The sequence below is a fragment of the Xanthobacter sp. ZOL 2024 genome, from assembly GCF_052932325.1.
In genome coordinates, this window is the sequence record NZ_CM128808.1 from 1526483 (window position 1) to 1542924 (window position 16442).

Genomic DNA, 16442 nt, shown 5'->3' on the forward strand with positions numbered 1-16442 from the left:
CGCCCATGCAGATCGATTGGTGGACGCTCGGATTGCAGGCCATCAACGTCCTGGTGCTGGTCTTCATCCTGGCCCGTTTCCTGTTCCGGCCGGTGGTGGCGCTGATGGCCGAGCGGCAGGCGGCGGCGACCCGCGACCTGGAGGCCGCGCGCGCCGCGCGCGCCGCCGCCGAGGCGGAGCGCACCAAGGCCGCGGCCGAGACCGCCGCCATCGCCGCCGCCCGCACCGAGAAGGTGGATGCCGCTCTGGCCGAGGGGGAGGCGCGCAAGGCGGCGCTGCTGGCGGCGGCCCGCAGCGAGGCCGATGGCCTGCGGGCCGCCGCCGAGGCGGACATCGCCCACGTCCGCGCCCGTGCCGAGGCGGCGGTGGATGACCGGGCCAGCCGGCTCGCCGTGGACATCGCCGCCCGCCTGCTGGCGCAGCTGCCCGACGACACCCGCGTCGCCGCCTTCATCGATGGCCTGTGCGCGGGTCTCGCCGCTCTGCCGGAGGAGGCGCGCGCCAGTCTTGCCGTCGCCGAGGAGCCGCTGCAGCTGAAAGCGGCGCGCGCCCTGTCCAGGGAAGAGGAGGCGCTTTGCCGGCAAAAAATCGCCGCGACGCTGGGGCATGATGTGACCCTGGCGCTGAGCGTCGACCCGAACCTGATCGCCGGCCTGGAGCTCACCGCCCCCCATGCCATCGTCCGCAACAGCTGGCGGGCCGCCCTCGACCGCATTCTGACGGAGCTCACCCACGATGGGCGCTGATGCCGATTGGCTCGAAGCAAGCCGTGCGAAGGTGGCCCGCGCCGATCTGTCGGTGCAGGCGGAGGCCATCGGCCGGGTGGAGGAGGTGGCGGACGGCATCGCCCGCGTCTCCGGCCTGCCCGACGTGCGGCTCGATGAGATCCTGAAATTCGAGGGCGGCCGCCTCGGCTTCGCCTTGACCCTCGACGCCGACACCATCGGCGCCGTGCTGCTGGACGATGCCGCCGGCGTCGAGGCCGGCTCCAAGGTCACGGGCTCCGGAGAGGTGGTGCGGGTGCCGGTGGGGGAGGGGCTGCTGGGCCGGGTGGTCGATCCCCTCGGCCGCCCCCTCGACGGGGGCGCGCCCATCACCGCCACCGACCATCTGCCCATTGAGCGGCCGGCCCCCGCCATCATCGACCGCGACCTCGTCAGCGAGCCGGTGGAAACCGGCATCCTGGTGCTCGACGCTTTGTTCGCTCTGGGTCGCGGCCAGCGTGAGCTGATCATCGGCGATCGCGCCACCGGCAAGACCGCGGTGGCGGTGGACGCCATCGTCAACCAGAAGCATTCGGATGTGATCTGCGTCTATGTGGCGGTGGGCCAGCGCGCCACCGCCGTGGAGCGGGTGATCGAGGCGGTGAAGGCCCATGGCGCCCCGGAGCGCTGCATCTTCGTGGTGGCCGCCGCCTCGGCAGCGCCGGGCCTGCAGTGGATCGCGCCCTTTGCCGGCTTCAGCATGGCGGAATATTTCCGCGACAAGGGCGGCCATGCCCTGATCGTGGTGGACGATCTCACCCACCATGCCGCCACCCATCGCGAGCTCGCCTTGCTCACCCGCGAGCCGCCGGGCCGCGAGGCCTATCCCGGTGACATCTTCTATCTGCATGCCCGCCTGCTGGAACGCGCCGCCAAGCTCTCACCGGAGCTGGGCAGCGGTTCCCTCACCGCTCTGCCGGTGGCCGAGACCGATGCCGGCAACCTCTCCGCTTACATTCCCACCAACCTCATCTCCATCACCGATGGCCAGATCGTGCTCGATTCCCGCCTGTTCGCCGCCAATCAGCGGCCGGCGGTGGATGTGGGCCTGTCGGTGTCGCGGGTGGGCGGCAAGGCCCAGAAGCCGGCCCTGCGCGAGGTGTCCGGCCGGTTGCGGCTCGATTATTCCCAGTTCCTGGAGCTGGAGATGTTCACCCGCTTCGGCGGCATCTCCGATACCCGGGTGAAGGCGCAGATCACCCGTGGCGAGCGGATCCGCGCGCTGCTCACCCAGCCGCGCTTCGCCAATCTGCGCCTCGCCGACCAGGTGGCGCTGCTGGCGGCGCTGGCCGACGGGGTGTTCGATGCCCTGCCGGTGGCCGTCATTCCCCCGCTGCGGGCGCGGCTGCCGGCCTATCTCGATGCCAATGCGGGCGCCGAGGTGGCGGCCCTTGCCGCCAGCGGCACCCTTGAGGCGCCGGTGCGGGAGAAACTGGTGGCGGCGGTTCAGGCGCTGGCGCAGGAGTTGGCGCAGGAGTTGGCGGCCGCCGGCTGAGGCGGCAGGGAGCCGGGATAAGGAGAGCGCCATGGCGGAACGCCTGTCCGATGTCACCGCGCGCATCCGCACCGTGCATCAATTGTCGGCGGTCATCACCGCCATGCGCGGCATTGCCGCCGCCCGCTCGCGGGAGGCACGGGCCCATCTCGACGGCATCCGCGCCTATGCCGACACCATCGCCGCCGGCATCGGCCATGCCCTGGCCTTTCTGCCGGTGGACGAGCGGGGCACGGCGCTCCCGTCGGGTCCCGGCCTGCGGCTGGTGATCGCCCTGTGCGCGGAGCAGGGCTTTGCCGGCGCCTTCAGCGAGCATGTGCTGGAGGCTGCCGTCGCCGCGCGCGGGCCCGACGCGGGCGGGGGGCTGTTCATCGTCGGCGATCGCGGGCTGCTGGTGGCGGAAGAGCGGGGCCTGGCCTGGGACTGGTCGGCGGCCATGGTGGGGCATCCGGATCAGGCGGCGCGGCTCGCCAGCGAGATCGCCGATGCGCTGTTCGCGCGGCTGGAGCGCGTGCCGGTGGCGCAGGTGTGCCTGCTGCATGCCGTGCCGGGCGGCGGGGAGGCCATGGAGGTGGCCACGAAACAGCTGGTGCCGTTCGATTTTCACCGCTTTCCGCTGGCCCACCGGGCGGTGCCGCCGCTGATCACGCTGGCGCCCGATGTGCTGCTGGCGCGGCTGGTGGCCGAATATGTGTTCGCCGAGATCACCGAGGCGGTGATGCTCTCGTTCGCGGCGGAGAACGAGGCCCGCATGCGGGCCATGATCGCCGCCCACACCAATGTGGAGAACACCCTCGACATGCTGGTGTCCCGCTCCCGCCAGTTGCGGCAGGAGGAGATCACCAACGAAATCGTCGAGCTGGCGGGCGGCGCCGCCGCCCACGGCGGCTAGGCGCCGTCACGCGAAGGGGAACCGGCTTCGCGGGGCGACAGCGCGCCGGGCGGCCTACAGGGCGGGCGTCAGCGGCCCGTCGTCATGGGGGCCGACGCCGACCACCGCCACCGGGATGTCGTGGGCGGCATGGTCGAGCCGGTGGGCCACCACAGCCAGCAGCATGGCGAGGCAGGCCAGCGCGGCACCCATCCACGGCAGGTCCATGTAGGAGAGGCCGGCGGAGAGGCCGACGCCGCCGACGGCCGCGCCCAGGGCGTTGCCCAGGTTGAAGGCGCCCTGGTTGAGGGTGGAGGCGAGGTTGGGGGCTTCCGCCGCTTCCTTCACCACCCGCATCTGCAGCGGAGCCACCAGCGCGAAGGCCAGCACGCCCCAGATGAACAGGGTGATGGCCGCCGGCAGCGGATAGGCGCTGGTGAGCGGGAACAGGGCCAGCAGTACCGCCAGCACCGCGGTGATGCCGATCACCGTCGGCAGCAGGCTGCGGTCGGCCATCCAGCCACCGCCGAAATTGCCAATGGTGAGGCCGACGCCGAAGATCAGCAGCATCAGCGTCACCCCATGGGCCGAGACGCCGGTGTGCTCGGTGAGGATCGGGGCGATGTAGGTGAACACGCTGAACAGGCTGGCGGAGGCGACGATGGAGATGACCATGGCCAGCACCACCTGCACGTTGGCGATGGCCTTGGCCTCCCGCTTCAGCGCCAGGGGCGGGGTGGGCAGGTCCTTGGGCAGCCACAGGGCGAGCGCCGCCGCGGCGGCGATGCCGATGACCACCACCGCGAGGAAGGTGTCGCGCCAGGTCAAGGCCTCGCCCAAGGCGGTGCCGAGGGGCACGCCCAGCACGTTGGCGATGGTGAGGCCGGCGAACATCATGGCGATGGCCTGCGCCTTGCGGCTCGGCACCGAGAGTTCCGCCGCCACCACCGCGCCGAGCCCGAAGAAGGCGCCGTGGCACAAAGCGGTGACGATGCGGGCGGCCATCAGCAGGGTGAAGCTGGGCGCCACCGCGCACAGCGCATTGCCGGCGATGAACACCCCCATGAGGGTCATCAGCGCATGGCGCCGGTTCATGCGGGCGGTGGCAATGGCGAGGAAGGGCGAGCCGAACGTCACGCTCAGCGCATAGCCGGTGACCAGGAAGCCGGCCTGCGGAATGGTCACCGACAGGTCGGTGGCCACGCGCGGCAGCAGCCCGACGATGACATATTCGGTGGTGCCGATGCCGAACGAGGCAAGAGCCAAAGCGAGCAGGGCGAAGCGCACGGCGCGGGGATCCGCGCCGGCGGCGATGGAAGAAGGGAGACCCATGGGCTTCACCAGGGAATGGGGCAGATCGAAACGGGGGGTGAGCCCTGCCGATCACGGTCCGTCGCTGCCGCGGTGCCGTCAGCGCAGCGGGTGGGCGCTGCCTCGATCGTCAGAAATCGGCGGAAATCTATGTCCGCTTGCTGCGGCGCGAAAATGAATTCTTCGACTAGTGTCCAGGCGGCAATCGAATGATGGCGCAGGTGTGGAGGCCGCCTGTCCAAAAGCCGCTGGCTCTGGGCCGGTTCGCCCGGAAACGGGGCCGGTGCGGGCGTGGCCCCGTGGACACGGCGGGGCGGCGCCGTGGGCGGCAAGGGGCTGGTGCGCCGCACAGGGGCTCGCCTTTGGCGGCGCGCAGGCTATAGTGGCCGCGAATTGACCCGGATGGCCCGCATTTCCATGTCCCGTCTCTCCCTTCCTCTGGCGCTGGTCGCCGCCCTCGCACTCGCCGGATGCGGCGTGAAGGGGCCGCTTGAGCCGCCGCCAGGGGCCCCCAAGGCCGAAGCGCCGAAGACGCCGCCGGCGGTTCCGCCACCCACGGCTGCCGGGGAAACCGGCTTTCACTCCGCCACCTCGGCTTCCGACATGGCCAATTCGGTCACGCCCCATGCCGATTGGGAAAAGAGCAAGCAGAAACAGAGCGGCAAGACGGATCAGCTGGAGGGCGTGGCCCGTCCGGACCGGCCGTTCTTCCTCGACGGCCTGCTGTGATCGCGCCTACTGGCGCAGCGCGCTGCCGCCACCGGGCCTGACGCGGCATCGCGATCGGCGCGCCGGGGCCATGATCTGAGGGCGATCCGCGCCACGGGTCCCGTGGCGGCGCCCGATCCTCCGCGGGTGGGCTCGCCCCTTTCGCCGCCTGTCCCGCGGCTTCCTGCACATTCGGCCTTACCATCATGCATCACTTCAGCTACCGCGACGCGCGCCTTCATGCCGAGGACGTGGACCTCACCGCTCTCGCCTCCGAGGTGCGCACCCCCTTCTATTGCTATTCATCGGCAACGCTGGAACGCCACTACAAGGTGTTCATGGAGGCGTTCGCCGATCGGCAGGCGCTGCTGTGCTATGCCTTGAAGGCCAATTCCAACCAGTCGGTGATCGCCACCCTGGCGCGGCTCGGCGCGGGGGCGGACATCGTCTCGGTGGGCGAATTGCGGCGGGCGCTGGCGGCCGGCATTCCCGGCTCGCGCATCGTCTTCTCGGGAGTCGGCAAGACCCGGGAGGAGATGGCGGAGGCGCTGGCGGCCGGCATCTTGTGCTTCAATGTGGAGAGCGAGCCCGAGCTGCACGTGCTCTCCGAGGTGGCGACGGCGCTGGGCCGGGTGGCGCCGGTGTCCATTCGCGTCAATCCGGACGTGGACGCCCGCACCCACAAGAAGATCTCCACTGGCCGGTCCGCCACCAAGTTCGGCATTCCCATCTCGCGGGCGCGGGAGGTCTATGACGAGGTGGCGCGGCTGCCCGGCCTCGCGGTGACCGGCGTCGACATGCACATCGGCAGTCAGATCACCGATATGGCGCCGGTGGAGAATGCGGTGGAGCTGCTGGCCCAGCTGGCCCGCGACCTGCTCGCCGCCGGCCATCGCCTGCATCACCTCGATCTGGGTGGCGGGCTCGGTGTGCCCTATGCGGTGAGCGACCCTGTGCCGCCGCCGCCCCACGTTTATGCGGAGGTGGTCCGCCGCGGCCTCGGCGGCCTCGATCTGCCACTGGTGTTCGAGATGGGGCGCATGATCGTCGCCAACGCGGGCATCCTCGTCACCCGTGTGATCTATGTGAAGCACGGGGAGGGCAAGACCTTCGTGATCGTCGACGCGGCCATGAACGACCTCATCCGCCCCACCCTGTACGAGGCGCACCACGACATCTTCCCGGTGGCGCAGCCCGCGCCCGGCACGCCCACCATGGTGGCGGACGTGGTCGGGCCGGTGTGCGAGACCGGGGATTTCCTCGCCCTCGATCGGGCCATGCCGGAGGTGAAGGCCGGGGATCTCCTGGCCGTGATGACCGCCGGGGCCTATGGGGCGGTGCAGGCCTCCACCTACAACACCCGGGGCCTGGTGCCGGAGGTGCTGGTGAATGGCGCGGTGGCGGCGGTAGTCCGGCCGCGGGTGGATGCGGACGCCCTCATCGCCCTCGATCAGATGGCGCCCTGGCTGGCGTAAGGGGGCGGCGCGCCGGTGCCGTTTTCACGTGAAACAGGGGGTGAGCTCGCTGTCACAGCGCGCGGCAGCGCTCACACCGTGGCGAGGCCGCGCTCGGCGATGAACTGGAGGAGGGCTTCCTCGGTCATGGGGCGGCCGAGATAGAAGCCCTGAACCTCGTCGCAGCGGTCGGCCTTGAGGCAGGCGAGCTGGCTTTCGGTCTCCACCCCTTCGGCCACCACCTGCATGCCCAGGGCCCGGCCGAGGCCGAGGATGGCCTGGACGATGGCCAGCGCCCCCTTGCTCTGGTCGAGATCGCCGACGAAGCGGCGGTCGATCTTGAGCGCGTCGAACGGGAACGAGCGCAGATAGCCCAGCGATGAATAGCCGGTGCCGAAGTCATCCATGGACAGGCGCACCCCGAGATCCTTCAGCTTCATCAGGATGTCGAGGGCGTTGTCGGTGTTCTCGATCAGCACGCTTTCGGTGATCTCGAGCTCCAGGCGGTGGGCCGGCAGCTCGGCGGCCCTGAGCACGGATTCCACCGTGGTCACCAGCTCCGGGCCGCGGAACTGCACCACCGAGACGTTCACCGAGACATTGAGGTCCGGCAGCCGGGCAATGGTGTCGCACGCCTTGCGCAGCACCCATTCGCCGATGGGAATGACAAGGCCGCTCTGTTCGGCCAGGGGCACGAACTCGTCCGGCACCAGCCGCCCGAGCTGCGGGTGATCCCAGCGGATCAGCGCCTCGACGCCGAGGATGCGCAGGGTGTCGGTGCTCCAGCGCGGCTGGTAGAGCAGAACGAACTGGTCGGACACGATGGCGCGGCGCAGGTCGCCTTCCAGCGACCGCTTGCCCTGGGCCGCCTCGTTCATCTCGGCGGTGAAGAAGCAAAAGACGCCGGGGCCGATGCTCTTGGCGCGCTCCAGGGCGAGGTCGGCCCGATGCAGCAGGGCATCCGCCTCGTCGCCATCCAGCGGCGCGAGGGCGATGCCGAGGGTCGCCTGGGGGTAGACCGTGGTGGCGGCCAGCGCCATGGGGGTGCTCACCGCCGCCTGCAGCCGGCGGCACAGGCGCTCGGCGGTCTGCGCGTCATTGAGGCCGGTGGCGATGAGAATGAACTCGTCGGCGCCCACCCGCGCCACCAGGTCATTGTCGCGCACGCAGCGGCGCAGGCGCCGGGCCATCTCCACCAGCACCTGATCGCCGCAGGAGAAGCCATACTGGTCGTTGAGCTGGCGGAAATTATCGAGATCGACCGACAGCACGGCCACGGTCCGCGCGCCATCCCGGGCCGCGCCCAGGGCGCCGGCCAGAAATTCGAGCATGAGCAGCCGGTTCGGCAGATTGGTCAGCGGGTCGTGCAGAGCCAGATACTCCGACCGCCACGGACCTCCCGTCTCCCCTGTGTCGTTCGTCGCCATCTTGCGCAAACCGATGAAATGCCTGGCGGTGCCCACCCCGGAACCGCACAGCGCGTGTGCACATCTAGAACAACAGATCCACCGTCACATTGCGACGGCACAAATGCGCCCTGTGTGCTGAAGTCGATAACGCACGTGACCTGATATTGCGCCTCGCCGTCTCACCGTCAAGCGTGCTGCGTCGGCGGCCGGGGACAGGCGCCGGTTCAACCGCCGGTGCGCGCGTCGTTTCAGGGCGTTGGGGCCGGTGCGCCGGCCCCCTCACAGGGTGATCACCACCCGCATGATCGAGGGATCCTCGGCGCTGGGCGCCACCTTGAAACCGAGATCCTCGGCCATGTGCAGCATGGGCCCGTTCTCCCGCATCACGTCGCCGAACACCTTCTTCAGGCCGCGGGCGCGGGCATGGTCGAGGATTTCGGTCATCAGCCGGTAGCCGAGGCCTTTGCCCTTCATGTCCGAGCGCACCATGATGGCGTATTCGGCCTCCTCATTGTCCGGATCGGCGATGATGCGCACCACGCCGCAGATGTCGCCGGAGGGCTCCACCGCCACGAACGCCATCTCGCGATCATAGTCGATCTGCGACAGGCGGGCGGCCATCAGGTGCGGGAAGTCCTTCACCGAGCCGAGGAAGCGCATGCGCACATCCTGGGGATCGGACCGGCGCACCACGTCGACGAGGCCCGGCTCGTCCTCGGGCCGGATCGGCCGCAGGGTGACGGTGTGATCGTCGGTGAGGGGAATGTCCTTCACGTGCTCCGGCGGATAGGGCTTGATGGCGAACCGTGCGGTGCCGTCCTGCCGGGCCTCGTGCACGACGATGCGGGCGTCGAGCGCCAGAACGCCATTCTCGTCGGCAATCAGCGGGTTGATGTCGAGCTCGGCGATCTGTGGCAGGTCGGCCAGAAGCTCGCTGATCTTGATGAGGGTGGAGGCGATGGCCTCCATGTCGGCGGGCGGGTGGTCGCGATAGCCGGCGAGGCGCTTGGCCACCCTTGTGCGGGAGATCATCTCCCGGGCCAGCACACCGTTGAGCGGCGGCAGCGCCACCGCCCGGTCGCCGATCACCTCCACCGCCGTGCCGCCACGGCCGAACAGCACGATGGGGCCGAAGGTGGGATCGTTGGCGATGCCGGCGATCAGCTCGATGGCGTGGGGCCGGCGCACCATTTCCTGCACGGTGAAGCCCTCCACCTTGGCGCGCGGCATCTTCTCCGCCACCGTGGCGATGATGGCGCGGCAGGCGTCCTCCACCGCCGCCGGCGTGCGCAGATCGAGCCGCACCCCGCCCACGTCGGATTTGTGGGTGATGTCGTGGGACAGCACCTTCACCACCACCGGCCCGCCCATCTCGCTGGCGATGCGGCCGGCATCCTCCGGGTTCTGGGCGATGCGCGTTTCCACCACCGGAATGTCATAGGCGGCGAGCACCGCCTTGGCCTCGAACTCGCCCAGGGTGCTGCGGCCGGCGGCCAGCACGTGCTCGACGATCTGCCGCGCCCGCTCGCGGTCGGGCTCCTCGAAAGTCCGCGCCGGCGGCGTCTCCATCAGCAGGGTTTGGTTGCGCTGGTAGGACACCAGGTGTCCGAAGGCGCGCACCGCCTCGTCGGGGGTTTCATAGGTGGGAATCCGGCGGGCGGCGAACTTGCGGCGCACGTCGGCCACCGCGCTCTCGCCCAGCCAGCAGGTGAGCACCGGGGCGCGCGGTCGCGTCTCCAGCACTTCCATGACCGCCGCCGCCGCGCCCGGCGCGTCACCCACCGCGGTGGGGCAGTCCAGCACCAGGATGCCGTCGGAGCCCTTATTGGCCAGCAGCGCCTTGAGCGCCTCGCCATAGCGCTTGGCCGGGGCGTTGGCGTGGATATTGACCGGATTGGCGTGGGACCAGGTGGGCGGCAGCGCCGCCTCCAGCTTGGCGAGGGTATCGGGATCGAGGGTGGCGAGCGTGCCCTCCACATCTTCCAAAGCGTCCACCGCCAGCACCCCGGCGCCGCCGGAATTGGTGAGGATGGCGAGCCGGTCGCCATGGAGGCGGATGCCCGACGACAGCGTGGTGACGGCCTCGAACACCTCGCGCAGCTCCAGCACCCGCAGCATGCCGGCGCGGCGGAAGGCGGCGTCATAGACGAGATCGGCGCCGGCCAGGGCGCCGGTGTGGGAGAGGGCGGCCCGGGCGCCGGCGGCGCTGCGGCCCGCCTTGATGACGATCACCGGCTTGGCCCGGGCGGCGATGCGGCCGGCGGACATGAATTTCCGCGCGTCGGTGATGTTCTCCACATAGAGCAGGATGGCGCGGGTGGTGTTGTCGAGGGCGAGATAATCGAGCAGGTCGCCGAAATCGATGTCGCCCTTGTCGCCCAGGGAAATCACGTGGGAGAAGCCGAAGCCGCGGGCGTTGGCCCAGTCCAGCACGGTGTTGGCCATGGTGCGCGACTGGGTGATGAAGGCCACGTCGCCCTTGGTCGGCATCAGGTGCGCCACTGAGGCGTTGATGCGGGCGGCAGGGGAAATGAAGCCGATGCAATTGGGCCCGAGAATGCGCAGGAGGTGCGGCTTGGCCGCGTCCAGCATGCGCTGCAGCAGGTCGGTGCCCTCGAGCTTGGCGCCCTCGCCGAAGGCCGAGGCGGTGACCACCGCGGCGCGGCACCCCTTGGCGCCGAGATCGGCGATGATCTGCGGCACCGTCTCTGGCGGTGCAGTCACCACCGCCAGGTCCACCGGGATCGGCAGGTCGTTCACATGGGCATAATTGAGCGAGGAGCGGGTGACGCGCTCCTTGGCATTGACGGTGAGGATGGGACCCGCAAACCCGGCCTCGAACAGGTTGCGGGCGATGATCGAACCGATGGAGCCCGGTGCGTTGCTGGCGCCCACCAGCGCGATGGCGCTCGGGTGGAACAATGCATCGAGATTGCGGGTGGTCATGGCTGGCCTTCCGGTCTGCGGCGCCCAGGGGCGGTCCCGGCGTCCGTCGTCGCGACTTGGATCATGCCTCGGCGATGCGACAGCACGTCGACCCGGTCAGGGTGCCGGGTGCGAAGCTGCGGTGCAATAGCCAAGGCGTGTCGCACGGGTTGTAGGCGGGGACGCTTGCGCCGGACTGGCGCCGGCGCGGCGCGGGTTGCTCAGCAGGGCATGGCCCGGGAGAAGCTCGCCCGCACCGCCTCGCTGAGCTGATTGCCCAGCAGCGGTTTCTCGATGATGGCGACGCCCTGCGCGCTGGCCCGGCGCCGCACGTTGGTGGTGGGGTTGCTGGTGATGAGGAAGGACGGCAGGTGCACATCGCGCCGGTCCAGTTCGCCCAGCAGCTCCAGGCCGTTGAGGCCGGGCAGATTGTAGTCGACGATCAGGCAGCCGGCGCGCGGCAGGTCCGACGCCAGCAGCTCGCCATAACCGGGATAGGTGCGCACCTCGAAGCCGTCGAGCTCCAAAGCGAACTTGAGGGAGCTGCACACCGCCGCGTCGTCATCCACCACATGCACGATCCACGGCAGGTCCGGATCCGGCTCGGGCTGAACCTGATGGGCCATCAGCGGTGCCGCGGCATTGGGGACGGGGGCGTGGGGAGCCGGTGCGTGGGACATGGATGGGTGGGGCATGGCGGACTGGGGCATGGCGGAGCGAGGCACCACCGGTGCGGGCAGCCCCGCGTGCGGCGCCAAGCCGAAGCGCGCCGTCGCCGGTGGCGACAGGTCGACACCCGCCAGCGGCGCGTCGCGGTCGCGGGTCATGTTGGCCTTGCAGTGCGCATCCATCGGCCGCCTCCCGCGACCCGCAAGAGGGCCCACATTGGGCCCAGTTGGTCGATGACACAGGCTAACCGATGTGGAGGGAAAGTGGCCTTGAGTTAAATCAAGCGCTTCACCCGGCGCTGGGGGCGATGCCGGCGAGCAGCGCCATGCGCACCAGTTCCGACAGGCTCTGGGCCTTCATCTTGGTCATCACATTGGCGCGGTAGACCTCCACCGTGCGCGGGCTGATGCCGAGATCATAGGCGATCATCTTGTTGGCCTGGCCGGCCACCAGGCATTCCAGTACCTGCCGCTCGCGCTGGGAGAGGGCGGAAATGCGCTCGTTGACCTCCTCGCGCAGGGCGTCGCGCTGGTGGTGCTTCTGCCGCCGCGCCAGCGCCGCCTTCACCGCGTCGAGGATGGCCACGTCGTCGAACGGTTTTTCCAGGAAATCGGTGGCGCCGAGCTTCATGGCCTCCACCGCCAGCGGCACGTCACCATGGCCGGTGACCACGATCACCGGCACGCTGGAGCCCTTGTCCTTGAGCTGGTGGAGCAGGTCGATGCCAGTCATGTCGGGCATCCGCACATCGGTGATGATGCAGCCGGCCAGGCCGTCGCCCGCCGGCAGGCCGGCCTGGATGAAGGCGCGGGCGGAGGGGTGCTCCTGCACCTCATAGCCGGCGGTGGCCAGCAGGAAGGCCAGGGATTGGCGGACCGCCTCGTCGTCGTCGATGACGTGGATCAGCGTCGGTTCAGTCATCGACCGCCGCCTCGTCGCCCACGGCGCGCAGGGTGAAACGGAAGGTGGCGCCGCCCGCCGGGTTGGATTCCACCCAGATGCGGCCGCCATGGGCTTCGATGATGGTGCGCGAGATGGACAGGCCGACGCCCATGCCCTGTCGCTTGGTGGTCACGAACGGGGTGAACAATTGAGCCTTGATCTCCGGCGAGATGCCGGACCCGGTGTCCGAGACGCTGATCATCACCATGTCATCCTCCGCCGGCTCGGTCTGCACGAGGAGCTGCCGCCGGGGTGCCTCCATCATTGCCTCCAGGGCGTTGCGCATCAAGTTCAGCAATACCTGCTGGACCTGCACCTTGTCGGCGAGCACGAGGTCGCACCCGGGATCATAATGGAACCGCACCTGGATGCCGTGCTCCTTGGCGCCCACCAGGGCCAAAGCGCTCGCCTCCTCCACCAGCTTGGCGAGGCTCTCCACCCGCCGCTCGCTTTCGCCACGGGAGACGAAGTCGCGCAGGCGGCGGATGATCTGGCCGGCCCGCAGGGCCTGTTCGCCGGCCTTTTCCAGCGCCCCCTGGAGCATCTCGGTGCGCACCACCCCGCCTTCCAGCAGCCGCCGGGAGCCCTTGATGTAATTGGCGATGGCCGATAGCGGCTGGTTCAGCTCATGGGCCAGGGTGGAGGCCATCTCGCCCATGGCGGTCAGTCGCGAGATGTGGACGAGCTCGGCCTGCAGCTCCTGCAGGCGGGCCTCGGTTTCCTGACGCTCCGTCAGGTCGCGGATGAAGCCGGTGAAGAAGCGTTCCGTGGCCGAGCGCATTTCGCCCACCGATAGTTCCATGGGGAACGTGGAGCCGTCCTTGCGCTCGCCCACCACCACCCGGCCGATGCCGATGATGCGCCGCTCGCCGGTGTGAAGATAGCGGCCGATATAGGCGTCATGGGCCTCCCGATGGGGCGAGGGCATGAGCACGGAGACGTTCTGGCCCACCGCCTCGGCGGCGGTGTAGCCGAACAGGCGCTCCGCGGTGGCGGAAAACGAGCGCATGATGCCGTGCTCGTCGATCACCACCATGGCATCGGGCACTGTGCTGAGGATGGAGGAGAGGTGGGCCTCGCGAGCCAGCAGGTCGCGGGTGCGCGCGGCGGCGGCTTGTCGGGTCTGCCGCAGGCGTTCCCCCAGCACCGCCACGCCGAGGCCGGCGCCAGCCAGCAGCAGCGCCGCGATCGGATCGAGCGGCGGAAAATCGGGGCGGGAAAGGGTGAGCAGCACCCCGCCGGCCAGGCCGACGCACAGCAGGGCAAGGCTCGCCGCCAGCCCGAGCGCGCTCACCAGGACGGTGGCGATCACCAGCAGCAGGGCGCCGCGCGCGTCGCCGCGCGCGTCAAAGGGCGGCAGCGGAAGCATGGCGCACAGCGCCAGCACGAAGGCGCCGGTGCCCGCCCCGCGCGCGAGGTTCAGCGCCTGCTGGCGCCAGGGGCGCTGAACCTCGCGCGCGGCGCCGCTCTGTTCGGTCGCCGCCGGTTTCATCTCGCCCACTGCCTCGTCCTCGCGCCTGTTCCCCGGTGGAGCTTCCGTCCCTGTTAGCGCCGGCCGTCACCTCCGTAAATATACCTAAGGGTCACGACTTAAGTGTTCGTTCCGAATTTCTCTCAAGGTCTCCGAGAGTTATCGCTGATAACATTCTGTGGAGGAGAGTTCCCATGTCGACCATTGCCGCCGCCCTCACCCAGAAGGCCTATGTTCAGCCGCCGCTGTCGGGCGCGGTCGCGGGCCGGGTGTCGCGCGCATGGCAGGACGAGACGGGAACCCGCCAGCCCACCGACATTCTCGCCGGCCTCGGCGTGGTGACCACCTTTTCGCGCAATTCCGAGATCTTCGCCGAGGATGCGCCGGCCGATCACATCTTCCTGGTGCTGTCCGGCGCGGTGCGGGTCTGCAAGCTGCTGGGCGATGGGCGCCGCCAGATCGAGACCTTCTGCCTGCCGGGCGACGTGTTCGGCTGGGAGACGGCGCCGCGGCATCGCTTCTCCGCCGAGGCGGTGAACGAATGCCGGGTGGTGCGCGTCAAGCGTTCGATCCTGTTCGCCCGCGCCGCCGACGATGCGGAGCTCGCCCATGCCCTGTGGGCGCTGACCGCCGGCGAGCTGAGCCGCACGCAGAACCATCTGCTGGTGCTAGGCCGCAAGACGGCGCAGGAGCGGGTGGCCACCTTCCTCCTGGACATGGCCGCGCGCTCGGCCGGCACCGCCGGGGAAGTCACCCTGCCCATGTCGCGCCAGGATATCGCCGACTATCTCGGTCTCACCATTGAGACGGTCTCGCGCACCCTCACCCATCTGGAAGATGCCGCCGTCATCGCCCTGCCGTCGTCGCGCCGCGTGGTGCTGAAGGACGGTGGCGCGCTGCGCGGCCTGAATTCCTGAGGTTTCATCCCATCGGGCATGTGACCACCCGAGCTGGCGGCTGAGACCCAGCCGCCCACCTGCTGCAGGCACGTCCCGCCTTACACGGCGGCGGCGTGCCTCTTCTTTTCCGGCTCCGCCTGGCGGGCCGCCGTGAGGCGGGGATCGAACACCGCGCACACCACCCGCGCGAAGCTGCGAGCGGCTTCCGGCACCCTCACCACCAGCCCGTCACGCACCGCCAGCCCGTCGGCGATCAGCGGCGCGAGGGCCTCCAGCTCCGGCTCGAACAGGTGGGGCGAGGCGCCATGGGCGGTGGCCATGGCCGCCAGATCCACCTCGAGGTCGCACATCAGCCGCTCGATGATGGCCCGGCGCAGCCGGTCCTCGCCGGTGAGCGCGATGCCGCGGGCGATGGGCAGGTGGCCCAGCTCCAGGGCCTTGTGCCACAGCGGGGTGGCGGCGATGTTCTGCACATAGCCTTGCGGCAGGGCGCCGATGGCCGAGGCGCCGAAGCCCAGCAGCACCGGCGCATCATCGGTGGTGTAGCCCTGGAAATTGCGCTTGAGGGTGCCGGCCCGGGCGCGCTGGGCCATGGGGTCTTCAGCCCGCGCGAAATGGTCGAGGCCGATGGCGTGATAGCCGTGATCCGCCAGCAGGCCGGCCACCAGCTCGGCCTGCTCCAGCCGCTCCAGCGGGCCCGGCAGATCGGCATCGCGGATCAGCGCCTGATGCTTCTTCATCCACGGCACGTGGGCATAGCCGAAGACGGCGATGCGGTCGGCCTCGAGTTCGAGGGCCTGCTCCACCGTCCGCTGCACCGATTGCGCAGTTTGGTGCGGCAGGCCGTACATGAGATCGAGGTTGATGGCGGTGATGCCGGCCGCCCGCAACGCGTCGGCGATGGCCTTGGTGGTGGCGTAGGACTGCTGCCGGCCGATGGCCTTCTGGACGGCGGGCTCGAAATCCTGCACGCCGAGGCTGGCCCGGTTGAAGCCCTCGCGGGCGAGGGCGGCCACCTTGCCGTTATCCATCACCCGCGGGTCGATCTCGATGGCGATCTCGGCGTCGTCGGCAAAGGCGAAGGCGCGCCGCAGGGCGGCCATCACCTGCGCCAGATCCCGGTCGCCGAGCATGGTGGGGGTGCCGCCGCCGAAATGCAGGTGGGTCAGGCGCAGGCGCCCGGGCAGGCGGGCGCGGACCTGCTCGATCTCCGCCACCAGGCGCTCCGCATACGCGGTCACCGGCGTACCGGAGCGCACCACCGCGGTCTGGCAGCCGCAATAGAGGCAGAGCTCGGCGCAGAACGGAATGTGCACATAGACCGACACGGCGCTGTCTTCCGGCACGGCCGACAGCCACCGGGCATAGGTTTCGGCGGTGATGTCGGGCGTGAAGTGCGGCGCGGTCGGATAGCTGGTGTAGCGGGGGACCGGGTGCCCATAACGGGCGAGCAGGGCGGCATTCACCGGGGTGTTTTCGCGGGCGTTCATGGCGGAACTCTGGGCAAAGGCTGTGTGCCCTATC

13 protein-coding genes are annotated in these 16442 nt (G+C 69.8%); 6 read left to right on the forward strand and 7 right to left on the reverse strand.

Features of this window, described 5'->3' with window-relative positions; all coding sequences use genetic code 11:
• Positions 1-5: 5 nt before the first annotated feature.
• Genes ACU4E7_RS07245 through ACU4E7_RS07255 form a run of 3 tightly spaced genes read left to right on the forward strand, consistent with a single transcriptional unit; the run spans position 6 to position 3151 of the window.
• Positions 6-746: a F0F1 ATP synthase subunit B family protein gene (locus ACU4E7_RS07245; RefSeq protein WP_447021116.1), complete on the forward strand. Its 741-nt coding sequence runs from the start codon at positions 6-8 to the stop codon at positions 744-746.
• Positions 736-2259 (forward strand): F0F1 ATP synthase subunit alpha, encoded by a 1524-nt coding sequence (locus ACU4E7_RS07250; RefSeq protein ID WP_447021117.1) that lies wholly within the window; start codon positions 736-738, stop codon positions 2257-2259. Before ACU4E7_RS07245 ends, ACU4E7_RS07250 begins: the two co-directional genes overlap by 11 nt.
• Positions 2260-2290: 31 nt before the next feature.
• The gene (locus ACU4E7_RS07255; protein WP_447021118.1) at positions 2291-3151 is read left to right on the forward strand and encodes a F0F1 ATP synthase subunit gamma; all 861 of its coding nucleotides are present in this window, start codon (positions 2291-2293) and stop codon (positions 3149-3151) included.
• 54 nt (positions 3152-3205) lie between these two features.
• On the opposite strand, the gene ACU4E7_RS07260 is transcribed toward ACU4E7_RS07255, so the two are convergent.
• Positions 3206-4462, reverse strand: a complete 1257-nt coding sequence (locus tag ACU4E7_RS07260; RefSeq protein WP_447021119.1) for an MFS transporter — start codon at positions 4460-4462, stop codon at positions 3206-3208.
• 396 nt (positions 4463-4858) lie between these two features.
• Here ACU4E7_RS07260 and lptM point away from each other — a divergent pair, with 396 nt between their 5' ends.
• Together lptM and lysA are read left to right on the forward strand one after the other, a co-directional pair.
• Positions 4859-5170: an LPS translocon maturation chaperone LptM gene (gene lptM / locus ACU4E7_RS07265; RefSeq protein ID WP_238122373.1), complete on the forward strand. Its 312-nt coding sequence runs from the start codon at positions 4859-4861 to the stop codon at positions 5168-5170.
• A gap of 185 nt (positions 5171-5355) precedes the next feature.
• On the forward strand, positions 5356-6624 hold the full coding sequence (lysA, locus tag ACU4E7_RS07270) for a diaminopimelate decarboxylase (RefSeq protein ID WP_447021120.1): 1269 nt from the start codon (positions 5356-5358) through the stop codon (positions 6622-6624).
• Positions 6625-6695: 71 nt separating this feature from the next.
• Here lysA and ACU4E7_RS07275 read toward each other — a convergent pair whose 3' ends face one another.
• The 5 genes from ACU4E7_RS07275 to ACU4E7_RS07295 form a co-directional block, all read right to left on the reverse strand.
• Positions 6696-8030 carry a putative bifunctional diguanylate cyclase/phosphodiesterase gene (locus ACU4E7_RS07275; protein WP_238122371.1) on the reverse strand — a complete coding sequence of 445 codons (1335 nt, stop codon included), beginning with the start codon at positions 8028-8030 and terminating at the stop codon, positions 6696-6698.
• 261 nt (positions 8031-8291) lie between these two features.
• Positions 8292-10958, reverse strand: coding sequence for a bifunctional acetate--CoA ligase family protein/GNAT family N-acetyltransferase (locus tag ACU4E7_RS07280; protein ID WP_238122370.1), 2667 nt, complete (start codon positions 10956-10958; stop codon positions 8292-8294).
• Positions 10959-11158: 200 nt separating this feature from the next.
• Positions 11159-11788: a response regulator gene (locus ACU4E7_RS07285; protein ID WP_447021121.1), complete on the reverse strand. Its 630-nt coding sequence runs from the start codon at positions 11786-11788 to the stop codon at positions 11159-11161.
• A 106-nt stretch (positions 11789-11894) separates the two neighbouring features.
• Positions 11895-12527, reverse strand: coding sequence for a response regulator FixJ (gene fixJ, locus ACU4E7_RS07290; protein ID WP_238122368.1), 633 nt, complete (start codon positions 12525-12527; stop codon positions 11895-11897).
• Positions 12520-14040 carry a sensor histidine kinase gene (locus ACU4E7_RS07295; RefSeq protein ID WP_447021600.1) on the reverse strand — a complete coding sequence of 507 codons (1521 nt, stop codon included), beginning with the start codon at positions 14038-14040 and terminating at the stop codon, positions 12520-12522. The genes fixJ and ACU4E7_RS07295 overlap by 8 nt, the downstream gene beginning before the upstream one ends.
• A 173-nt stretch (positions 14041-14213) precedes the next feature.
• Between ACU4E7_RS07295 and ACU4E7_RS07300 the strand changes: the two genes are divergently transcribed.
• Positions 14214-14936, forward strand: a complete 723-nt coding sequence (locus tag ACU4E7_RS07300) for a helix-turn-helix domain-containing protein (protein ID WP_238122367.1) — start codon at positions 14214-14216, stop codon at positions 14934-14936.
• An 80-nt stretch (positions 14937-15016) separates the two neighbouring features.
• On the opposite strand, the gene hemN is transcribed toward ACU4E7_RS07300, so the two are convergent.
• Positions 15017-16408, reverse strand: a complete 1392-nt coding sequence (gene hemN / locus ACU4E7_RS07305; RefSeq protein ID WP_447021122.1) for an oxygen-independent coproporphyrinogen III oxidase — start codon at positions 16406-16408, stop codon at positions 15017-15019.
• Positions 16409-16442: the final 34 nt, after the last annotated feature.

What these genes read in the sequence shown, in the direction of transcription:
- ACU4E7_RS07245 (WP_447021116.1), top strand. Translation starts at nt 6, where the DNA reads ATGCAGATCGATTGGTGGACGCTCGGATTGCAGGCCATCAACGTCCTG.
- ACU4E7_RS07250 (WP_447021117.1), top strand. Translation starts at nt 736, where the DNA reads ATGGGCGCTGATGCCGATTGGCTCGAAGCAAGCCGTGCGAAGGTGGCC.
- ACU4E7_RS07255 (WP_447021118.1), top strand. Translation starts at nt 2,291, where the DNA reads ATGGCGGAACGCCTGTCCGATGTCACCGCGCGCATCCGCACCGTGCAT.
- ACU4E7_RS07260 (WP_447021119.1), bottom strand. Translation starts at nt 4,462, where the DNA reads ATGGGTCTCCCTTCTTCCATCGCCGCCGGCGCGGATCCCCGCGCCGTG.
- lptM (WP_238122373.1), top strand. Translation starts at nt 4,859, where the DNA reads ATGTCCCGTCTCTCCCTTCCTCTGGCGCTGGTCGCCGCCCTCGCACTC.
- lysA (WP_447021120.1), top strand. Translation starts at nt 5,356, where the DNA reads ATGCATCACTTCAGCTACCGCGACGCGCGCCTTCATGCCGAGGACGTG.
- ACU4E7_RS07275 (WP_238122371.1), bottom strand. Translation starts at nt 8,030, where the DNA reads ATGGCGACGAACGACACAGGGGAGACGGGAGGTCCGTGGCGGTCGGAG.
- ACU4E7_RS07280 (WP_238122370.1), bottom strand. Translation starts at nt 10,958, where the DNA reads ATGACCACCCGCAATCTCGATGCATTGTTCCACCCGAGCGCCATCGCG.
- ACU4E7_RS07285 (WP_447021121.1), bottom strand. Translation starts at nt 11,788, where the DNA reads ATGGATGCGCACTGCAAGGCCAACATGACCCGCGACCGCGACGCGCCG.
- fixJ (WP_238122368.1), bottom strand. Translation starts at nt 12,527, where the DNA reads ATGACTGAACCGACGCTGATCCACGTCATCGACGACGACGAGGCGGTC.
- ACU4E7_RS07295 (WP_447021600.1), bottom strand. Translation starts at nt 14,040, where the DNA reads ATGAAACCGGCGGCGACCGAACAGAGCGGCGCCGCGCGCGAGGTTCAG.
- ACU4E7_RS07300 (WP_238122367.1), top strand. Translation starts at nt 14,214, where the DNA reads ATGTCGACCATTGCCGCCGCCCTCACCCAGAAGGCCTATGTTCAGCCG.
- hemN (WP_447021122.1), bottom strand. Translation starts at nt 16,408, where the DNA reads ATGAACGCCCGCGAAAACACCCCGGTGAATGCCGCCCTGCTCGCCCGT.